This window comes from Pseudodesulfovibrio cashew, from assembly GCF_009762795.1.
Classification (GTDB): domain Bacteria; phylum Desulfobacterota; class Desulfovibrionia; order Desulfovibrionales; family Desulfovibrionaceae; genus Pseudodesulfovibrio; species Pseudodesulfovibrio cashew.
Map to the genome: position 1 here is coordinate 2,121,786 of NZ_CP046400.1, position 17,679 is coordinate 2,139,464.

The window sequence follows — 17,679 nt, forward strand, 5'->3', positions numbered from 1 at the left end:
GTTTGGGGGTTGGTAAGGAGTTCGGTGTAATGTTCTATGCTTTGGCAACGGTGACGAAGTGTTCCTGCATGGCAATGGCGCCGCCACCCTTGTCGTACTTCTTGATGCCCTTGGGCATGAGCTCGTTGTCGGCGATGCCGTGGCCCTTGGCGCGGGACTCACAGGGCAGGGTGTGCCCGAATCCGTGGACCAGGAAGACCGCGTCCGGATGGACGAAGTCGGTGACAAAGGCCGTGGTGTCGGCTGAGTAGCCGTTGTTGGAGACCGAGACCCTGTCGCCGGTTTCGATGCCCAGCCCCTTGGCCTTTTCGGTGTTGATCCACAGCTTGTTCTCGGGCATGCGCTCGAAGAGCAGGGCGTTGTTGACCGTGTGTCCCTGGGTGTGCAGGGCGCAACGGCCGAAGGTGATGCGGAACTTGTCCTCGGGCGGGAATTCCGGGGAGACGTAGGGCTTGAGGGAGAGCAGGCCGTCGGCCTCGAGCTTCTCGTCGATGACTTGAATCTTGCCGGACGGGGTCTTGAAGGAGCCGTCGGTCACGGGCTTGTAGACCGCTTCTGAGGCCAGGGCCACGCTGCCGGTCTCGGCGAAGTCCTCGATGGAGTAGCCGGTGCCTTCGAGCTGGAACTTCCAGATGTCTTCGATGTTCTCGTAGACCAGGTCGTCCAGGCCGAAGCGCTTGGCCAGTCCGGAGTAGATTTCCCAGATGGCCTTGGTGTCGTAAATCGGTTCCATGGCCCGTTTGCGCATGACAAAGGAGGGCTTGGGGCCGTTCTTGGTCATGATGGTGTCGTCGCGCTCCAGGTAGGGAGAGATGGGCAGGACCACGTCGGCGTACCAGGCTGTGTCGGACCAGGAGAAGGTCACGGCCACGAGCAGGTCGAGGTTGTCCCACAGTGATTTGACGTCGGCCACGTCCGGGAAGGCCATGAGGGGGTCATGCCGCTGGGCGATGTACGCCTTGATGGGGTAGGGCTCACCGGTGACGATGGCCTCGTAGGCCAGGTTCACCAGGCCAGGGCCGGCGTCATAGTGCTTGCGGCCTTCCATCCACCCCACGCCGTCCACGCGCTTGCCTTCGGGCTTGGGGTAAAGGTTCATGAAGGACTGCAGACCCTTGGCGCCGACATCGCCGGGCTTGCCCATGAAGGGCAGGCCGCCCTTGGCCCCGATGGAGCCGAGCAGGGCGTTGATCAGGTAAATAGTCCGGGTCATGTAGAAGGAGTCCGCGTAGCGGGCGGTCATCCAGCCGGGGTGCCAGATCACGGACGGGGCGGCTTCAGCCAGCTCGCGGCAGAACGCCTTGAGCGCCTCGGCGGACACGCCGGTCTCCCTTTCGGCCCACTCCGGGGTGTATTCCTGGACGAAGTCCTTGAGGGTGTCCAGCCCATCGATCCAGTCGGCAACGAATTTCTTGTCGTACAGCTCTTCATTAATAAGGACATGGATGACGGCCAGGTTGAAGGCGTAGTCAGTTCCGGGGCGGATCATGAAGAAATTGTCCGCCTTGGTGGCGGGCACGTTGGCGCGGATGTCGATGACGGTCAGCTTGGCGCCCTTGTCCAGGGCGTTGAGTGCGTTGTTGCACTCGGCCACGTTGATGGCTTCCATGATGTTGCGCTGCTGGAGCACGATGTGCTTGCAGTTGCCGAGGTCGTAGGAGACGCCCTTGCGGCCGAAGCCGAACACGGAGAGGGCCGCGTTCTGCACGTTGCGTGCGCAGGCCGAGTCGTGGTTGTTGTAGTTGGCCGTGCCGATGCCGCGCAGGAAGGCGCGGTAGAAATCGCGGAAGGGGCCGCCTCGGTCGGAGAAAAGCACGGCATCCTTGCCGTATTCCTTCTGCACGGCCTTGAGCTTGTCGGCCACGTAGTCGAGGGCCTCGTCCCAGGAAACCTGTTTCCACTTGCCCTCGCCGCGCTCGCCTTGGCGGATCATGGGATACTGAGGGCGTTCCTCATCAAAGGTCAGGGCGGTGCCTGCCGCGCCACGCGGACAGAGCGACCCCTTGAGGGATTTGGCTCCCTCGATGTAGCGGGCCTTGCCGTCCTCTACCTCCACCTTGATGGGGCAGCGCACGGAGCACATGCCGCAGATGCTGTTTACATATTCCTTACTCATCGGCTCCTCCTCGGGGGAAATTTCGCGCATTTCTTAACGTAGGTCGGACGCTAGCAACGCGTGTCAATCATCTGCAACCATAACCCGGCTTGTGAAACATGTCACATTATTTTCTTTTATTTTTTTCCAAAAGGGGTTGATTTTTTAAATTTATATGAGAAATTTGTCACAAGCCGGACTCCCGTTGACCGAGGATGTTTTTTTCTTCAAACCGGGACTTAACGTAAGAACTGTGCGCATAAATTCGAGCCAGAGGTGAAAAAGATGGCCATTTACAAGATCAAGTTCGACAAGAAACGGTGCATTGCCTGCGACGCCTGTCTCGTTCACTGCAAGGTGAAGAACCAGGTGCCCACCGGGATCAGTCTCAACCGCCTCATCGCGGAGGGACCCATCGCCGACAAGGACGGAAAGCCCACGGCAAAGCTCAAGTACGAGAACTGCAAGCACTGCAAGAAGCCCCAGTGCGTGCCCGCCTGTCCCAACGAGGCGCTCTATGTGCGCGATGATGGGCTTGTGCTTCTCGATCTGGACAAATGTGATGGCTGCAAGGCCTGCATCGAGGCCTGCCCCTGGAGCATTCCGGTCTTCAATGAGGCGACCGGCAAGATCATGAAATGCGACTATTGCGTGGACCGGGTGGATGCCGGCGGCACCCCGGCCTGCGTCACCGGATGCACGACCCACGCGCTGGAGTTCGTGCGGCCGGAGTAAATATGGCGTCTACCGTGCGGCCCGTGGCCAATCGGTGATTTTTCAGGGAAACAACACTACTACGAGGAGGCAACGTGTCCCGTTCCAACAAAACTCTCCTGATGCTGGCCTTGGTCGCGGCAGTCTGCTTCATGGCAGCGCCCGCCATGGCCGATCGTCTGGCTGACGCAATCGCCGAAGCCCAGCCCCAGGGTGAACCCGGTTACCTCGGTATCCCGGGCGGCCCCCAGCTCAACATCATCATCGGTCTGGTATGGGCCGTGTGGGTAGGCTGGATCTTCTCCACCGTCGGCGCGTTCGGCGGCATCATGGCCGGTGTCGGTCACATCACCATTTACGGTCTGGGCGACTACGCCAAGTCGTTCAAGAAGACCATGAAGCTGAACAAGGTCGTCACCGACTCCATCCGCGTGTCCAACCAGTGGCTCGTCGGTTGTTCCGCCGCTCTGTCCTCCTTCAACTACTACAAGGCCGGCCGCCTGGTGCTGCCCCTGGGTATCGCCCTGGCCATCGGCTCCGTGGCCGGTTCCTGGCTCGTGCCCTGGCTGACCGCCGGTAAGATCTCCCTGAAGGCTTACCTCGGTTACTTCGGCCTCTTCGTCCTGTTCCTGGGCTGCTACCTCCTGTACGAGACCACCCCCAAGGGCCAGGCGAACAAAAAGGCTGCCAAGAAGGCCGCCGAGGCTTTCCAGAAGTCCGTCAAGGAACAGCAGGCCGGCGGCAACGTCGACATGGCTGAAATGGGCGTCAAGGTCCAGAAGTTCACCCCCACCGCCTGTGAGTTCAGCTTCTTCGGCGTTGAGTTCAGCTTCAACCCCCTGATCCCGGTCGTCGGCGGTTTCTTCATCGCTGCCATGGCCTCCTTCCTGGGTGTCGGCGGCGGCTTCCTGCTGGTGCCGTTCCTGACCTCCGTTGCCGGTCTGCCCATGTACCTGGTCGCCGGTACCTCCGCTCTGGCGGTCCTCATCGGCATGGTCAACTCCATCGCCTCCTACATGCTGCTCAAGCAGACCCCGGTCGAGTGGGGCCTGATCGGCGCCGAGCTCATCGGTATCGTCATCGGTTCCCTGATCGGACCCAAGACCTCCAAGTTCATCCCGGACAAGGTCCTGAAGTACATCTTCATCGTCCTCGCTGCCTACGTTGGTATCCGCTACACCACCAAGGGCTTCCTCGGTTACTCCGTGGTTCCCCCCTTCTAAGTCGCGAATCCGAAGCATGAAAACAGGGGCCGCCCGTTGTGGGCGGCCCCGTCAAACCAACAGGACAGACTATGACCGGCCAAATGGTATACGAATTTCTCGATCCCTGGATGATCTGGGCCTTCCGCCTGACGGACAATCCCTACGTGGGCTTCGCCATAGGCATCTTCTGGATCTGCCTCACCGCCACCATCATCGGCGAGCTGTGCATGGCCGGGGTCTATTTCCTCAATGCCAAGCATTTCGCCAAGATAAACCGGGACATGGTCAGTCATCACAACCTCTCCGTCCAGGCCATCGGCGTCAAGGACAAGGCCGCCTGGAAGGCCTGCAACTCCATCGCCAACGAGGCCTTCGGCAAAAATTTCTTCTCCCACATCGCGCTGTTCGCGTCCTCCCTCTGGGTGGTCCCGTTCGGCATCGGCTGGCTCTTCTACCGCTTCGGTCAGGTGGACTTCTCAGTGCCGTTCATCGGTGCGGTGGGCCCGGCCTTCATCTTCATCCCGGCCTACATCCTGACCCGCTACCTTTTTGAAAAGGCCAAGCCGTGGCTGCCGCTTTTCCGGTTCATCAAGCGGAAGATTCGCGAGAACGAAGGCGAGGACAACATGTTGCTGTTCTCGGACCTGGTCAAGCAAGACGAACCGGTTCCCGGCAACTCCTGATCAACGACACCAAGAGCCGCCCTCCGGGGCGGCTTTGTTCTTTGAAGCCTCGAAGGGCGTACGTCAAAAGGGCACGTGCTGCATCCATCGTTACGGCTGATCGATGCCGAACGCATGAACCTGTGGATCGCTGCTTTCCGCATCCAACCATCCTTGTCGAAAAGTGCAAGTTCTGAGGAACGGAGAGGAACGCAACGAGCCTCGACTGCCGGGTTTTACCTGCCCCGGGGCAAGGACCTAGCTGGTGGTGTCTGCATAACCGCAGGCTCCGGGCAATAAAAAAGCCGCCCGGAAGGGCGGCCTGTGGATTGCCGTTCAGGTTTGATCGGAGCCTAGCCCCGAATCTTCTCCACTTCCTCCATGAAGCCGGGCAGGTCGGCGGGGCCGAGCAGGTAGAAGCGCTCTTCGGTCTGAAAACAGAGCACGTCCGGCCGGTTGGAGACGATCACCGCCTCCCGGTTGTCCTTGACCAGGACAACGCCGGAGCGGTACCCGGCGAAGTGCATGAATTTCTTTGTCTTGGTGACCTTGAAGGCTTCGTCCGTGGCCAGGTTGGCGGGATAGGTCTTGACCACGGAGGCCCAGGGAATGACCGCGCTGGCAAAGGGCGGGGCGGCCAGGAGCACTCCTTCGTCGGCCACAGTGATGGAGGCGCGCTTGGGCGTGATGTAGAGCATGTACCAGTAGAAAACGGACAGCGGCCCGGCCACTGCGATGAGGCAGATGGCGGACCAGAGCAGCCCGGAGTTGAAGCACCAGGCAACAGCGGCCGCCACTGCGGCCACGAAGATGAGGAAGAGCGACAGAATCGTACTGCTCATGGGAACTTTGTATGTCTTCGCCACGTATTTCTCCTTGTTTTGGGTGCGTTGTTGCGCACAGGGACATACATACGGACTATGAAGCTCGTTGCCAAGGGATATAACGCCTTGGAGTGCATTGCGAAATGGGGTATCGTTGGAGACAACGCCCGGAAAGGGCGGTTTGGAGTGAGGATGCATGAACATGTGATCGCTTTCGCAGGGAGGCTGCGCGGTTTGGCGGCAGGATTCTGCTGCCTGCTACTGCTCGTCTCGCTGGCGGCCTGCGGGGACAGCGAGCCCGTAGTCAGGGTCGATCTCTCCAAGCGGGAGAAGATCACGGCTCCCCAACGCAAGGAGGCCATCACCTACGCCTACCTGCCCCAGTATTCGCACACCATCTCCTTCCAGCGGCACCGCGCGTTGCTGCAATACCTGCGGGAGACCACCGGCCTGCCCCTGCGACAGATCTTTCCCGACACCTTCGACGAGCACATCGCCATGGTCCAGCGCGGCGAGATAGACATCTCCTTTTCCAACCCGTTCGTTTACGTAAAGCTGGCCCGGTTCGGGGCCACGGCCTTTGCGCGTACGGTGGAGCCCTCCGGCCAACCCTATTTTCAGGGCCAGGTCATCTGCCGCACGGACAACCCGACCATCAGAACCATCGAGGACTGCCGCGGCAAGCGGTGGATCGCGGTGGACCCGCGTTCGGCAGGCGGCTATCTCTTTCCCCTCGGGCTTTTCTATGACCACGGGATCAGGCTGGGCGATTTCGCCGAGGTGGATTTCGCGCCCGGACCGGGCGGAAAGCAGGAGAAGGTGGTCCTGGCGGTCCATGCCGGGGCCTACGACATAGGCACCATTCGACGGGGCGCGCTCGACGTGGTGGCCGGAAAGATCGATCTCACCAACATCCGCATCCTGGCCGAAACCAGGCCTTTCCCCGGCTGGGTTTATGCCGCGCGAAAGGGGCTCGATCCAGACATAGTCTCCCGAATCGCCTCGGCCATGTTCGAACTGGACAAGCCGGGCGGCGGACATGAGGGCATCCTCGAAGCGGCGGGCATGCGCGGCATCCTGCCCGCCAAGGACGCCGACTACGACTCGGTCCGTGATCTGGCCGACAAACTGGGCTTCAAGTAGGGGTGGGCATGCGTCTGTTTTCACGCCTGAAGTTCCGCACCAAGCTCAACCTGGGCATCTCCGCCATCCTGATCATCATGGCGATTCTGCTCTTGCCGCTGGTGGGCAACATGACCTCCAACACGTTGGTGGAGGAGTCCAAGAAGCGCGGCTCGGCCCTGGCCGAATCCATGGCTTCCCAGGCGGTTGAGCCGCTTCTGGCCAAGGATTTCCTGCGGCTCAAGAACATGGTCGACGAGAAGATCGCCGTGGGCGATGTGGTCTACGTCTTTGTCCAGGACAACAACGGGCACGTGCTCGCGCATACTTTTCACGGGGGATTTCCCACCGACCTGATCCGGGCCAACTCCGTGGGCAACGGGCTCAAGGTGCACATCCAGCTTCTGGCCGACGGCATCGGCCGCATCTATGACTTCGCCTCGCCGGTGGCCGTGGACAACAACCGCATCGGCACCGTTCGAATCGGCCTCTCCAAGACGCGCATCGACGCCACGGTCAACCGGCAGTTGACCACCATGGCCATGCTGGTGGCCGGGGTGCTTTTCCTGGCCACCCTTCTGGGTACGCTTTTCGCTCGCCAGGTGGCCAACCGGTTGGCCGTACTGCGCGAGCACGCCGAGGCCATGCTCATGGGCAACCTGGACGCCCACTCCGGCCCGACCAGCGGTACCCACTGCTGGGAGAGGCAGCAGTGCGGATTGACCGTATGCCCGGCCTACGGCGAGACCAAGCGACGCTGCTGGTATATCGCCGGGACCATGTGCCCGGACTGCAAGGGCAAGGAGGTCCCCAAGAGCGGGATGTCCTCCTGCCAGAACTGCCGCGTCTATCGTGAGAGTGCCGGCGACGAGCTGCAGGACCTTGCCGAGACCTTCGACGTCATGGCCCTTTCCCTCAAGACGCACATCGAGGAGCTGCGCGACGCCGAGGCCAACCTTCGCGACCAGCAGCGCCTCACGCGCACCATTCTGGACGTGACCCCGGATCGCGTCTCCCTGGTGGATACCACCATGCGCTACCAGGGCGCGAACAAGAGCTTCGCCGAGCATGTGGGCATGAGCCTGGAAAAGATCGTTGGCAAGACCGACTTCGATTTCTTCGAGGAAAAGGTGGCCGAGGAGCGCCACCTGGCCGGACGCGACATCCTCCAGTCCGGGGAGCGGTTGGACACCCAGCAGATGGTCATGGACGGAGACAAGGAACGCTGGTTCCACGTGGTCTGCATCCCGGTCCATGGCGAGGACGGGCGGATCACCGGCCTGCTCCGCAACGAGCGCGACATAACGGACATCAAGGGATACGAGAAACAGCTCATCCAGGCCCAGAAGATGGAGTCGCTGGGTCTGTTGGCAGGTGGCGTGGCCCACGAGATCAATACGCCGCTGGGCATTATCCTCGGCTATTCCCAGCTCCTTCAGGAAGACGTGGAGGACGGCTCCCAGATCCAGCAGGACCTCGGAATCATCGAGAAGCAGACCCAGGTGTGCAAGAAGATCGTGGCGGACCTGCTCGGGTTCTCGCGCCAGTCCCATTCCGCCAAGCGGGAAATGTGCTTCAACAACTCGGTCATGGAGGCCGTCTCCCTGGTCCGGCATACCTTCGAGCTGGACAAGGTGGTGATCGTCACCGAGCTCGACGACCGGTATCCCATCATCTACGGCGACCCGGAGAAGCTCAAGCAGGTCTGGATCAATCTGCTCAACAACAGCCGCGACGCCATCGGCAAGAACGGCGTCATCCTTATCCGCACCAAACTGGATACCCCCAACGGCGTGGTCTCCCTCTGGCTGGCGGACAGCGGCATGGGCATAGACAAGGAAGACCTGAAGAACATTTTCGACCCGTTCTACTCCACCAAGCCGGTGGGCGTGGGAACGGGGCTCGGCCTGTCCGTATCCTTCGGCATCATAGAGGATCACGGCGGGCATATCTCTGCATCCAGCCCGGTTCCGGAGGAGATCAACTTTCCTGAGAACGAAGGATGCGAGTACGGCCCCGGCACCGTTTTCGAGGTGGTGCTGCCGTTGGATCACAGCGACGGCACCCCGACCAGATCCGTCGGGGATAATGAAATCAAGCCCAACGGGGACGATATCCCCTAAGGAGGAATCATGGCCAATATTATCGTTGTGGACGACATCTCGGACGCGGGCCTGCTGGTCAAACGCATTCTGGAAAGGAAGGGACACACGGTCAATGCCTTCACCGAGGAGGAGGATGCCCTGAAGTTTGCGGGAGGCAACCCCGTGGACCTCGCCATCCTGGACATCAAGCTGAAGAAGATGACCGGGGTGGAGGTGCTGGAGGAGCTCAAGAAGGTCAGCCCGGACATCAAGGCGATCATGCTCACCGGCTATCCCACCCTGGAGACCGCTCGGGAGTCGTTGCGACTGGGCGCTCAGGAGTATTGCGTCAAGCCCATCAACAAGGACGAACTGGAAACCAAGGTGGCGGAAGTCATCGGCGCCTAGGCGGATACGGCCCGCTCCCATCGGAACCAAGGAAGATTCATGCAGCTTACCCAGCTTTTCAAACACTGGTCCTATCAGGTCTTCGCCCCCGGCACGCTGCTGCGGCGCAAGTACGAGGCGTTCAAGTCCCTCCTCAAGCACGACGCCATCGCCCTGGAGCTCATCGCCGACCTGGAGGAGATGTTCTACGGCGAAACCCTGGCCGATCGGCAGCGGGCAAACCACCTGGCTGCCAGGCTCTCCGAGGCAGTAGGGACCATGGCAGGGCAGTTGGTGGAGATGAACCCTACCGGCTACATGGATCTGCCGGAGTATTTCCGCAAGATCGACTTCTACGTGCGCATGGCCCTGGAGCTGGACATGCCCGAGGTGGGGCCGCCGTATATCCTCTCTTTGGAGGACGCGGGGTCCTTCCCCAAGCTGGCCGGGGGCAAGGCGTCCAACCTGGGCCGCGCCGCCAACGTTGAAGGCATCCCGGTGCCCAAGGGGTTCGTGATTACCGCCAACGCCTACAACTATTTCATCGATTACAACGGGCTGAACGAGGACATCGAGGCGTGTCTGCGCCAGATGGTGGTAGGCGACCGGGACCTGCTGGCCCGGCTGACCCTGGAGGTGCAGGAGCTGATCATGTCGGGCGAGGTTCCCGAGGAGATCGCCCGGGGCATCCGCTTCGCGGTGTCCGAGATCATCGAGGGCGAAGACCTTATCGCCGTGCGCTCCAGCGCCCTTGCCGAGGACGGCGAAATTTCCTTTGCCGGTCAGTACGCCAGCGAGCTCAACGTGGAGCCCAACGACGTGCTGGAGGCGTACAAGCGGGTCATGGCGGGCAAGTACTGCCCTCGCGCCGTGTCCTACCGTATCGCCAACGGGCTGACCGACTCGGAGACGGCCATGGCCGTGCTGGTCCTGCCCATGGTGGACGCGGACAACGCGGGCGTGGTCTATTCCATGGACCCGGACTGCTGGGGCGGCAACTCCATCGGCATCTATGGTGTGCGCGGTCTTGGAGAGGGCTTGGTGGACGGCTCCATTTCACCGGCCAAGGCGACCCTGACACGGGGAGACACGCCCGTGCTCGACACGGATTGCACCCCGGATGCAGGCGGCCTGCCGAGCGAGGAGACGTTGTTGCAATTGGCCCGACACGCCATGACCCTGGAGGAGGCCTTTGGTTGTCCTCAGGACATCGAGTGGGCCGAGGACGTCACCGGCAAGCTCTATATTTTGCAGACCAGGCCGTTGCAACGGGAGCGCAAGGGTGCCGAGGTCCATCAGGACCCGGTGGGCGTGAAGCCATGGGCCGAAGGCCTGGAGCGGGCGTCTGCCGGGGTGGGCTGCGGCGAGGTCTACTACGCCCCCACGGGCGAGAAGATCGCCCGCATCCCCGAGGGCGCGGTGGTCATCACCCCGACCCTCAAGCCGTCCCTGCTCACCTTCATCAACAAGATGAGCGCGGTCATTTCCTCAACCGGCAGCCGGGCCAGCCACTTCGCGTCCGTGGCGCGGGAGATGGGCGTCCCGGTGCTGGTGGGTAAGCTAGACGAGGAGCTCGAACCGGGCGAGGTCGTCACCGTGGATGGCGCTTCTGGCATCATCTACATGGGGTGCGTCGAGTCCCTGCTGACCCGCGCCCGGGGCGGCAAGATCGCGCCCAGGCGCGTCGTCGAACAGTACGAAAAGGTTGTGCCGATCACGGTCCGCCTCAACCTGACCAACCCGGAGGCGGAAAACTTCACGCCCGAAGGGTGCAGGTCCATGCATGACGTGGTCCGCTTCTGCCACGAGAAGTCCGTGGGCGAGATGTTTTCCATCGTGGACAAGCGGGGGCGGGGCATGTACGCGGCCAAGCGGCTGAAGACCAACCTCCCCCTGGTCATGTATCTTCTCGACCTGGGAGACGGTCTCTTTTCCGGGAAGGAGAAGGAGAAGCTGGTCACCCCCCAGGACATCAAGAGCCGCCCCATGTGGGCGCTCTGGTACGGGCTCTCTGACGAGCGCGTGCAGTGGCCGAACAAACTGACGCACATGGACTGGGAGGAGTTCGACAAGGTGGCCGGAGGCATCTTCAGCTTCGACTCCAAGCTCCTGGCCAGCTACGGCCTCATCTCCGATGACTATCTCCACCTGATGATCCGCTTCGGCTACCACTTCTCGGTGGTGGACTCCATTTGCGGGCCGGATACAGGGGCCAACTACATCAATTTCCGTTTCAAGGGCGGCGGGGCCGGATTCGACCAACGCCTCCTGCGCCTGGAGTTCATTCGGCGCGTGCTGGAGCGCTACGGTTTCGAAACTTCGACCCGCGGGGACATGATCGACGCCAGATGCGCCCGCCTCGGGGAGAACGATACGCGTCGCCTCCTGGCCCGGCTTGGCTATCTCATGGCCATGACCCGGCTCATGGACATGCGCCTGGATGACGAGGAACAGGTGGAAGCGGAAGTGGAACGGTTCATTGCAGACGCGGAGAATCGGGATGTTCGGAAAGAAAGCATGTAAGGGACCGGTCTACCAGGTGACCTGGGTCACGGATCAGCTCGGCGTGGGGCAGGCTCCCATGAGCCACCCGCAGCTCGACGCCATCCGGGCTCAGGGTATCGACGCGATCCTCAACCTCTGCGGAGAATTCTGCGATCTGCATGACATCGAGGCGGATGCGGGTTTCGAGGTACATTACCTGCCCCTGGAAGACGAGGAGGCCCCCGGTCTCATCGAGCTGGAAAAGGCTCTGGAGTGGCTGGACGAGGCCATCTATCTGGGCAAGAAGGTGCTCATTCACTGTCGCCACGGCATCGGACGCACCGGCACCGTGCTCAATTCCTACCTGTTGCGGCGGGGCCTGGGCCACAAGCTGGCAGGCAAGGCCCTCAAGAAGCTGCGGAGCAAGCCCGCCAATTTCGTACAGTGGCGCACCGTGCGCAAGTACGGCAAGAAGTCGGGTCAGCTCACCGTGCGAGAGCCGAGCCTCGAGTTCAAGCGACTGGTGGACCTTTCGCCGTTCTTCAACGACTACAACGAGGTCGTGGAGCGGGTGGAGGAGTTCGTGGGCGAGCAGGGCGCGGGACACGCCTGCGGCCTGGACCACGACCAGTGCTGTCACACCCCGGTCCGCCTCTCGCTGGCCGAGGCGGTGCACATCAGCCACCGGATCAACATCGAGCTGACCAACGAAAAACGGATCGAGGTCATCGAGCGGGCCGTGGAGACGGCCCAGGCCGAACGAAAGACCGCATCGGCCATCGGCACCGAGGGAGAGAGCAGCGAATACTGCCTGTCCGAGGCGGGCGCGGTCTGTCCGTTGCTGGAAGAGGGCGTTTGCATGCTCTTTTCCCACCGCCCCATCCAGTGCCGGGTTTTCGGCCATGACCAGAGCATGGACGGCGAGTTGTGGTCCTCGCTGCTCACGCCCGCATTGGAAAAGATATCCTCGGAGATCTGGTTTGCCTACACGGGCTCTCTGGCCTCCTGTCTGCCGCTGTTCTCCCTGCCCGACGTGGTCTCAGGCAAGTTCATGGAGACCATCTTCAAGCTGATGATGGAGCAGGGGCTGGATTCCTGACCTCCCGCACTCCGCGCCGCCGGTCCTTCCGGGCGGCTATGCCGGGTCCACCAGGATGGCGACCACGTCCATGACGTTGGTCCGGGTCGGCCCGGTTCTGAGCAGGGTCCCCGCATTGTCGAAGAACGCGTAGGCGTTGTTGTCATTCAGGTATTCGCGTGCGGCCAGGGACTGCTCGTCAGAGCGGGCCACGGTGTCCGGCAGGACCAGCGCGCCGGCCGCGTCCGTGGGGCCGTCCGTGCCGTCGGTGCCGAGGCTCATGACGGCCACGCGCTCGCGGCAGTGCTGCATGCCCGAGAGCTCCACCACTGCGGCCAGGGCCAGTTCCTGGTTGCGTCCGCCCAGTCCCTTGCCCTTGATCGTTACCGTTGTCTCGCCTCCGGCCAGCAGGCAGACTGGCGGCTGTATGCCGTGTTTCCCTTCGCAGTATTCACCGGCCAGGCGAATGAGGTCTGCGGCCACTTCCCTGGCCTCGCCCTGCATGGCTCCATCAACCACGATCGGCGTGTAGCCCATCTCCCGCGCCGCTTCGGCCGCTCCGGCCACGGCCATGCCGTTGCCCGCGACGATGACGTTGCGCACCTTTTGGAAACACGGATCGTCCGCCTTGAGGGTCTCCGGGATGTCGCCCGAGCAGCCTCCGGCAATGACCTTGGTCACCTCATCCGGGGCCTTGCTGCACAGGGCGTATTTGTCCAGGGTGGCCTGGCAGTCAAGGAAGGTGGACGCGTCCGGCGCGGTGGGGCCGGAGCCGATGACGTCCAGGGCGTCACCCACCACGTCCGAGATGATCAGCGAGCAGACCGTGGCCGGTTCCAGCGCCTTGGCCAGCCGACCGCCCTTGAACAGGGAGAGGTGCTTGCGGATGGCGTTGATCTCGCCGATGTCCGCCCCGCACTCCAGCAGGCGGCGGGTGACGTCCTGCTTGATGCGCAGGGTGACCGGCGGGCAGGGGGCCGGGACCAGGGCGCTCGCCCCTCCCGAGAGCAGGCAGAAGACCAGGTCGCGCTCCGTGGCGCCCTTGGCCAGGGAGAGGAGCTCTCGCGCCGCGCGTTCCCCGGCCAGGTCCGGGACCGGATGGCCGGATTCGAGCACGCGCGTTCTGGTGAGGGGCAGGTCGTGGCCGTACTTGGTGGCGACAATGCCGCCGTGCAGATCGTCGCCGAGGAGGTCCTCCATGGTTTCGGCCATGGCCGCCGAGGCCTTGCCCGCGCCCAGGAGAAAGATGCGTTCGTATTGCTTGAGGTCGTAATCGCAGCCGTCCACGGTGAGGATGTCTCCCTTGCGGGAGACGGCCGCGCGGATGGCCGGGTCCGGTGCCACGGCCTCTATGGTCCTGTCCACGATGCGCATGAGCTGCGTCTTTTTTTCCAGGTAGGTTGTCATTGATATTCCGTTCGGGCGGTTTGTGGTTTTGAGGTGGTGAGATAACGGACACGCGCGAGGGAGCGGTGCGCCGGAGCGCTCCATTCCCTTTTTCCATAATATGCCGTGTCCCGAGTCTCGTCAGCCCTTGAAGAGCTCCGGGTTGAGGCAGGTCTCGGGTTGTTTACCCCTGAGCATAGCGGTCAGGTTGCGTGCGGCGAGAGTGGCCATGTCCGTGCGCGAAGAGATGGTGGCCGAGCCCACGTGCGGCAACACGATGACGTTGTCCAGCTCTGCCAGGCCCGGATCCATGGCGGGTTCGTTTTCGTAGACGTCCAGCCCGGCTCCTGCGATCTGACCGCTCTTCAGGGCGGCGGCCAGGTCTGCCTCCTTGATCACCGGCCCGCGCGCGGTGTTCACTATGTAGGCGGTCTCCTTCATGCGCGCAAAGGCCGAGGCGTCGAAGAGGTGCCTGGTGCCGTCCGTCAGCGGACAGTGCAGGGATATGAAATCGGATTCCTCCAGCAGACGGTCGAAGGTGACCAGCTCGGCGTTCAGTTCGTCTTCGAGCACCGCGTTGTGGCGGCCCGAGGAACTGGTATAGAGGACTTTCATGTTGAACCCGCGGGACATCAGGGCCATGGCCGTACCGATGCGCCCCGCGCCCACGATGCCCAGGGTCTTGCCCTTGACGTCGCCGCCGATGAACTGAAGCGGACCCCAGCCGGTCCACGCGCCCGAGCGCATGACCTTGTCCGTCTCCACTATGCGCCGGGCCACCCCGAAGAGCAGCGCCCAGGCAAGCTCCGCCGTGGCGTCGGTGAGCACGCCCGGGGTGTTGGAGACAGGGATTCCGCGCCGTGTGGCTTCGGCCACGTCGATGTTGTCGAAGCCCACCGCGTAGTTGGCGTACCCCTTCAGGCGGGCGGCCGCGTCGAAGAATTCCCCGTCGATCCTGTCGGAGAGCATGCCGATGACGCCATCGTAGGCGGCGGCTTTTTCGAGCAGCTCGGCGCGGGTGAGGGGAGCGTCTTCCGGGTTGATGTCCACTTCGGCCACTTCCGCCAGCAGGTCGAGTCCGGCCTGGGGAATCCGCCGGGTCACGTATACCGAATGGGGTTTCATATCATTATCCTTGTGGTTGGTCGTTGTTGCAGGGGGCGGCGTCCGCTTGCGGCCGCCACAGCCAGCGCTTCAGTTCCACGCGGTCCCGTTGGTCGAAGGTCACGCCCTCGGCCTCCAGCAGCTCCCGCTGGAGGTCGCCGCCGCGTTGGGCGGGGAGGCCGATGCTGCCGTCCTTGCGGATGACCCGGTGCCAGGGAAGGCCCTCCTTGCGCGAGGACGAATGGAGGATGCGGACGACCTGCCGGGCTGCTCTGGGAGATCCGGCCATGGCCGCCACCGCACCGTAGGTGGTTACCTTGCCCCGGGGGATGGCGTGGATGCGTTCGATGACGCGCCGGGTGAACGGGAGAGTCATGCTCGCATGGTAGCGATATGAGGGAGTGCAGTCCAGTCCCGGGCGCATTCGGGTTGTGTCGTTTCCGTTTCGAAATGAGGCGAGATTTCCCACCGGTTGGGTGGGAATCAGCCTTTTTTTGTTTTTTTTACCCCTCCCCGAGAGTCCTTGCCAACAGTGCGCTCTGCGAGTTTTTGAAAATAGAGATCATTCCTGAAATCGATATTTATACATTAATATCGGCAAATTAAAAAACCTACCAACTTAGTTACAAAAATCACGAAAAGGGTTGACGAAGGGCTTGCTGGTAACATACCGAGCCGGTAGGGTTTAAAACCTACACAACCAGTAGGAATTTAAACCCACCGGTTGCGTAGGATTTTGGAACCGGATTTGTGCGGCGGTTTTCGCGGATGCCTGAGCGACAAGGCAAGGACGCGACGGGGGGTCCCGAGGGAGCCCGTAAACCGGGCCCGGAGGGCAGCGCCGGACAGAACCAGGTTCACAGCCAACAACGCTTTTGAGGAAAGGGATCGACACATGGCAAACGGTAAAAGGGTATTGCGATTCAGTGCCATCCTGATTGCGCTGGCGGGCGTGCTGGTCTTCCATCTGGAAGCCATGGGCATGCTGGACTCCACGGCGGAAGCCGAGGGGCGGCCTGATGTGATCATGATCGACACCATCGCGCGGTTTGGGGAGCTGGAGCAGCCAGCGGCCGTGTTCAAACACGACGTGCACACCAAGGCCCTGAAGGCACAGGGCAAGAGCTGCGAAGCCTGTCACAGCAAGGACGCCAAGGGGAACATGACCCTGACGTTCAAGGGTGTGGAAGGCGACGGAACGTCCGAACTCGGCGCTTCCGACATCAAGAAAATTTATCACGACGGCTGTATCACCTGCCACAATGACACGGCAGAGAAGAATCTCGAGTCCGGTCCCGCAGTGGGCGAGTGCCGCAGCTGTCACCAGGAAAAGCCCGAAACCGGCGTGATGCGCGCCGATGCGGGCATGGACAACGTCCTGCACTACGCCCACTGGAGCTCCAAGGAGATCCCGGCTGACAAGGGCAAGGACACCAATTGCGGCGCCTGCCACAAGAAGTCCGGTGAAGAGGACAGCTGGCGCGTCGCGGCCGAGAAGTCCGGCGAGCCCCTGGACGAGGTCTTCCACTCCAAGTGTGTGACCTGTCACCAGAGCCTGGCCGACAAGAAGGCCGAGAAGACCGGCCCGGTCAAGTGCGCCGGTTGTCACGGCACCGCCGAGATCGCGGACCGCAAGGCCGAAGAGGCCAAGAAGCTGGCTGCCATGGGAGGCGTGCTGCCGCGCCTGCCGAGAAAGCAGCCCGACCTGTTGATGGTTATGCCCAAACTCGAAGAGGGCGCTAAAATAGACGATAAGCCGTCCGGCATGGCTCCGGTTGCCTTCAACCACAAGTTCCACGAGGAAAACGTGGACTCATGCCGTACGTGCCATCACAAATCCGTGCAGGCCTGTTCCAGTTGCCATACCCAGCTGGGTGTTGAGAAGGACGGGGTTGTCAGTCTTGACCAGGCCATGCACGTTGTGATGAGTGACCGCTCCTGTATCGGCTGCCATGCCAAGGAGCAGGAAAAGCCCGAATGCGCCGGGTGTCACTCCCTGCGCACCGCGGACAAGCCCGCTTCCGATGCCTCCTGCAAGACCTGCCACGTCACCCCGCGTGACGCCGAAGGCAACGCTCTGGCCCTGGCCGGTGCGCCCAAGGAGATGAAGGAAGCCGTGGCCGGACAGATCATTGCCGAACGTCCGCAGACCCACGCGGTTCCCGCAGTGGACGCCATCCCCGAGTTCGTGACCATCGGCGCCATCGCCGACAAGTTCCAGGCGAGCAAGATGCCGCACCGGAAGATCGTGCTCAAGATGCTGGACAACATCAAGGACAGCAAGCTGGCCTCCACCTTCCACGCCACTCCCGAGGCCGTGTGCGGTGCCTGCCACCACAACAGCCCGGCGACCCTGACGCCGCCCAAGTGCTCCAGCTGCCACGCCGTGGCCACGGACCTCGTTTCCGGTAAGCCCGGTCTCAAGGCCGCCTACCATGGGCAGTGCATGCGTTGCCATACTGAAATGAAGCTCGAAAAGCCCGCCGCCACCAACTGCGTCGCGTGCCACGAGAAAAAAACCAACTAGCCCAAGG

The 17,679-nt window shown here is 62.2% G+C and carries 14 protein-coding genes; 9 read left to right on the plus strand and 5 right to left on the minus strand.

Annotated elements, in window-relative coordinates:
• Positions 1 to 34: 34 nt before the first annotated feature.
• Positions 35 to 2,116, minus strand: coding sequence for a molybdopterin-dependent oxidoreductase (locus GM415_RS09450; protein ID WP_158947563.1), 2,082 nt, complete (start codon positions 2,114 to 2,116; stop codon positions 35 to 37).
• 264 nt (positions 2,117 to 2,380) lie between these two features.
• On the opposite strand from GM415_RS09450, the gene GM415_RS09455 reads away from it, so the two are divergent.
• The 3 genes from GM415_RS09455 (at position 2,381) to GM415_RS09465 (ending at position 4,697) form a co-directional block, all read left to right on the plus strand.
• The gene (locus tag GM415_RS09455; RefSeq protein ID WP_158947564.1) at positions 2,381 to 2,830 is read left to right on the plus strand and encodes a 4Fe-4S dicluster domain-containing protein; all 450 of its coding nucleotides are present in this window, start codon (positions 2,381 to 2,383) and stop codon (positions 2,828 to 2,830) included.
• A gap of 74 nt (positions 2,831 to 2,904) precedes the next feature.
• Positions 2,905 to 4,032, plus strand: a complete 1,128-nt coding sequence (locus GM415_RS09460) for a sulfite exporter TauE/SafE family protein (RefSeq protein ID WP_158947565.1) — start codon at positions 2,905 to 2,907, stop codon at positions 4,030 to 4,032.
• Positions 4,033 to 4,103: 71 nt separating this feature from the next.
• Positions 4,104 to 4,697, plus strand: a complete 594-nt coding sequence (locus GM415_RS09465; protein ID WP_158947566.1) for a hypothetical protein — start codon at positions 4,104 to 4,106, stop codon at positions 4,695 to 4,697.
• 332 nt (positions 4,698 to 5,029) lie between these two features.
• Here the strand turns inward: GM415_RS09465 and GM415_RS09470 are convergent, their stop codons facing one another.
• Positions 5,030 to 5,542, minus strand: a complete 513-nt coding sequence (locus GM415_RS09470) for a PH domain-containing protein (protein WP_158947567.1) — start codon at positions 5,540 to 5,542, stop codon at positions 5,030 to 5,032.
• 150 nt (positions 5,543 to 5,692) lie between these two features.
• Here GM415_RS09470 and GM415_RS09475 point away from each other — a divergent pair, with 150 nt between their 5' ends.
• From GM415_RS09475 to GM415_RS09495, 5 genes are read left to right on the plus strand one after another with little or no spacing between them, the layout of a single operon-like run.
• Complete coding sequence (locus tag GM415_RS09475) at positions 5,693 to 6,643, plus strand: phosphate/phosphite/phosphonate ABC transporter substrate-binding protein (RefSeq protein WP_158947568.1); 951 nt, start codon at positions 5,693 to 5,695, stop codon at positions 6,641 to 6,643.
• An 8-nt stretch (positions 6,644 to 6,651) separates the two neighbouring features.
• Positions 6,652 to 8,745, plus strand: coding sequence for an ATP-binding protein (locus tag GM415_RS09480; RefSeq protein ID WP_158947569.1), 2,094 nt, complete (start codon positions 6,652 to 6,654; stop codon positions 8,743 to 8,745).
• Positions 8,746 to 8,754: 9 nt separating this feature from the next.
• Positions 8,755 to 9,114, plus strand: coding sequence for a response regulator (locus GM415_RS09485; RefSeq protein WP_158947570.1), 360 nt, complete (start codon positions 8,755 to 8,757; stop codon positions 9,112 to 9,114).
• Between the two features lie 39 nt (positions 9,115 to 9,153).
• Positions 9,154 to 11,616 (plus strand): PEP/pyruvate-binding domain-containing protein, encoded by a 2,463-nt coding sequence (locus GM415_RS09490; RefSeq protein ID WP_158947572.1) that lies wholly within the window; start codon positions 9,154 to 9,156, stop codon positions 11,614 to 11,616.
• Positions 11,594 to 12,676: a protein-tyrosine phosphatase family protein gene (locus tag GM415_RS09495; RefSeq protein WP_158947574.1), complete on the plus strand. Its 1,083-nt coding sequence runs from the start codon at positions 11,594 to 11,596 to the stop codon at positions 12,674 to 12,676. Before GM415_RS09490 ends, GM415_RS09495 begins: the two co-directional genes overlap by 23 nt.
• Positions 12,677 to 12,712: 36 nt before the next feature.
• Here GM415_RS09495 and GM415_RS09500 read toward each other — a convergent pair whose 3' ends face one another.
• The 3 genes from GM415_RS09500 to GM415_RS09510 all read right to left on the minus strand — a co-directional run bounded on the left by GM415_RS09500 (position 12,713) and on the right by GM415_RS09510 (position 15,521).
• The gene (locus tag GM415_RS09500) at positions 12,713 to 14,062 is read right to left on the minus strand and encodes a glycerate kinase type-2 family protein (protein ID WP_158947576.1); all 1,350 of its coding nucleotides are present in this window, start codon (positions 14,060 to 14,062) and stop codon (positions 12,713 to 12,715) included.
• A 120-nt stretch (positions 14,063 to 14,182) separates the two neighbouring features.
• The gene (locus GM415_RS09505) at positions 14,183 to 15,166 is read right to left on the minus strand and encodes a 2-hydroxyacid dehydrogenase (protein WP_158947578.1); all 984 of its coding nucleotides are present in this window, start codon (positions 15,164 to 15,166) and stop codon (positions 14,183 to 14,185) included.
• Positions 15,167 to 15,170: 4 nt separating this feature from the next.
• On the minus strand, positions 15,171 to 15,521 hold the full coding sequence (locus GM415_RS09510; RefSeq protein ID WP_158947580.1) for an MGMT family protein: 351 nt from the start codon (positions 15,519 to 15,521) through the stop codon (positions 15,171 to 15,173).
• Positions 15,522 to 16,040: 519 nt separating this feature from the next.
• Here GM415_RS09510 and hmcA point away from each other — a divergent pair.
• On the plus strand, positions 16,041 to 17,672 hold the full coding sequence (gene hmcA / locus GM415_RS09515) for a sulfate respiration complex hexadecaheme cytochrome HmcA (protein WP_158947582.1): 1,632 nt from the start codon (positions 16,041 to 16,043) through the stop codon (positions 17,670 to 17,672).
• Positions 17,673 to 17,679 lie beyond the last annotated feature (7 nt).

Bases quoted from the DNA above. Each gene is read 5' to 3' on its own strand.
- GM415_RS09450 (WP_158947563.1), bottom strand. From the start codon at position 2,116: ATGAGTAAGGAATATGTAAACAGCATCTGCGGCATGTGCTCCGTGCGC.
- GM415_RS09455 (WP_158947564.1), top strand. From the start codon at position 2,381: ATGGCCATTTACAAGATCAAGTTCGACAAGAAACGGTGCATTGCCTGC.
- GM415_RS09465 (WP_158947566.1), top strand. From the start codon at position 4,104: ATGACCGGCCAAATGGTATACGAATTTCTCGATCCCTGGATGATCTGG.
- GM415_RS09475 (WP_158947568.1), top strand. From the start codon at position 5,693: ATGCATGAACATGTGATCGCTTTCGCAGGGAGGCTGCGCGGTTTGGCG.
- GM415_RS09480 (WP_158947569.1), top strand. From the start codon at position 6,652: ATGCGTCTGTTTTCACGCCTGAAGTTCCGCACCAAGCTCAACCTGGGC.
- GM415_RS09485 (WP_158947570.1), top strand. From the start codon at position 8,755: ATGGCCAATATTATCGTTGTGGACGACATCTCGGACGCGGGCCTGCTG.
- GM415_RS09490 (WP_158947572.1), top strand. From the start codon at position 9,154: ATGCAGCTTACCCAGCTTTTCAAACACTGGTCCTATCAGGTCTTCGCC.
- GM415_RS09495 (WP_158947574.1), top strand. From the start codon at position 11,594: ATGTTCGGAAAGAAAGCATGTAAGGGACCGGTCTACCAGGTGACCTGG.
- GM415_RS09500 (WP_158947576.1), bottom strand. From the start codon at position 14,062: ATGACAACCTACCTGGAAAAAAAGACGCAGCTCATGCGCATCGTGGAC.
- GM415_RS09505 (WP_158947578.1), bottom strand. From the start codon at position 15,166: ATGAAACCCCATTCGGTATACGTGACCCGGCGGATTCCCCAGGCCGGA.
- GM415_RS09510 (WP_158947580.1), bottom strand. From the start codon at position 15,521: ATGACTCTCCCGTTCACCCGGCGCGTCATCGAACGCATCCACGCCATC.
- hmcA (WP_158947582.1), top strand. From the start codon at position 16,041: ATGGCAAACGGTAAAAGGGTATTGCGATTCAGTGCCATCCTGATTGCG.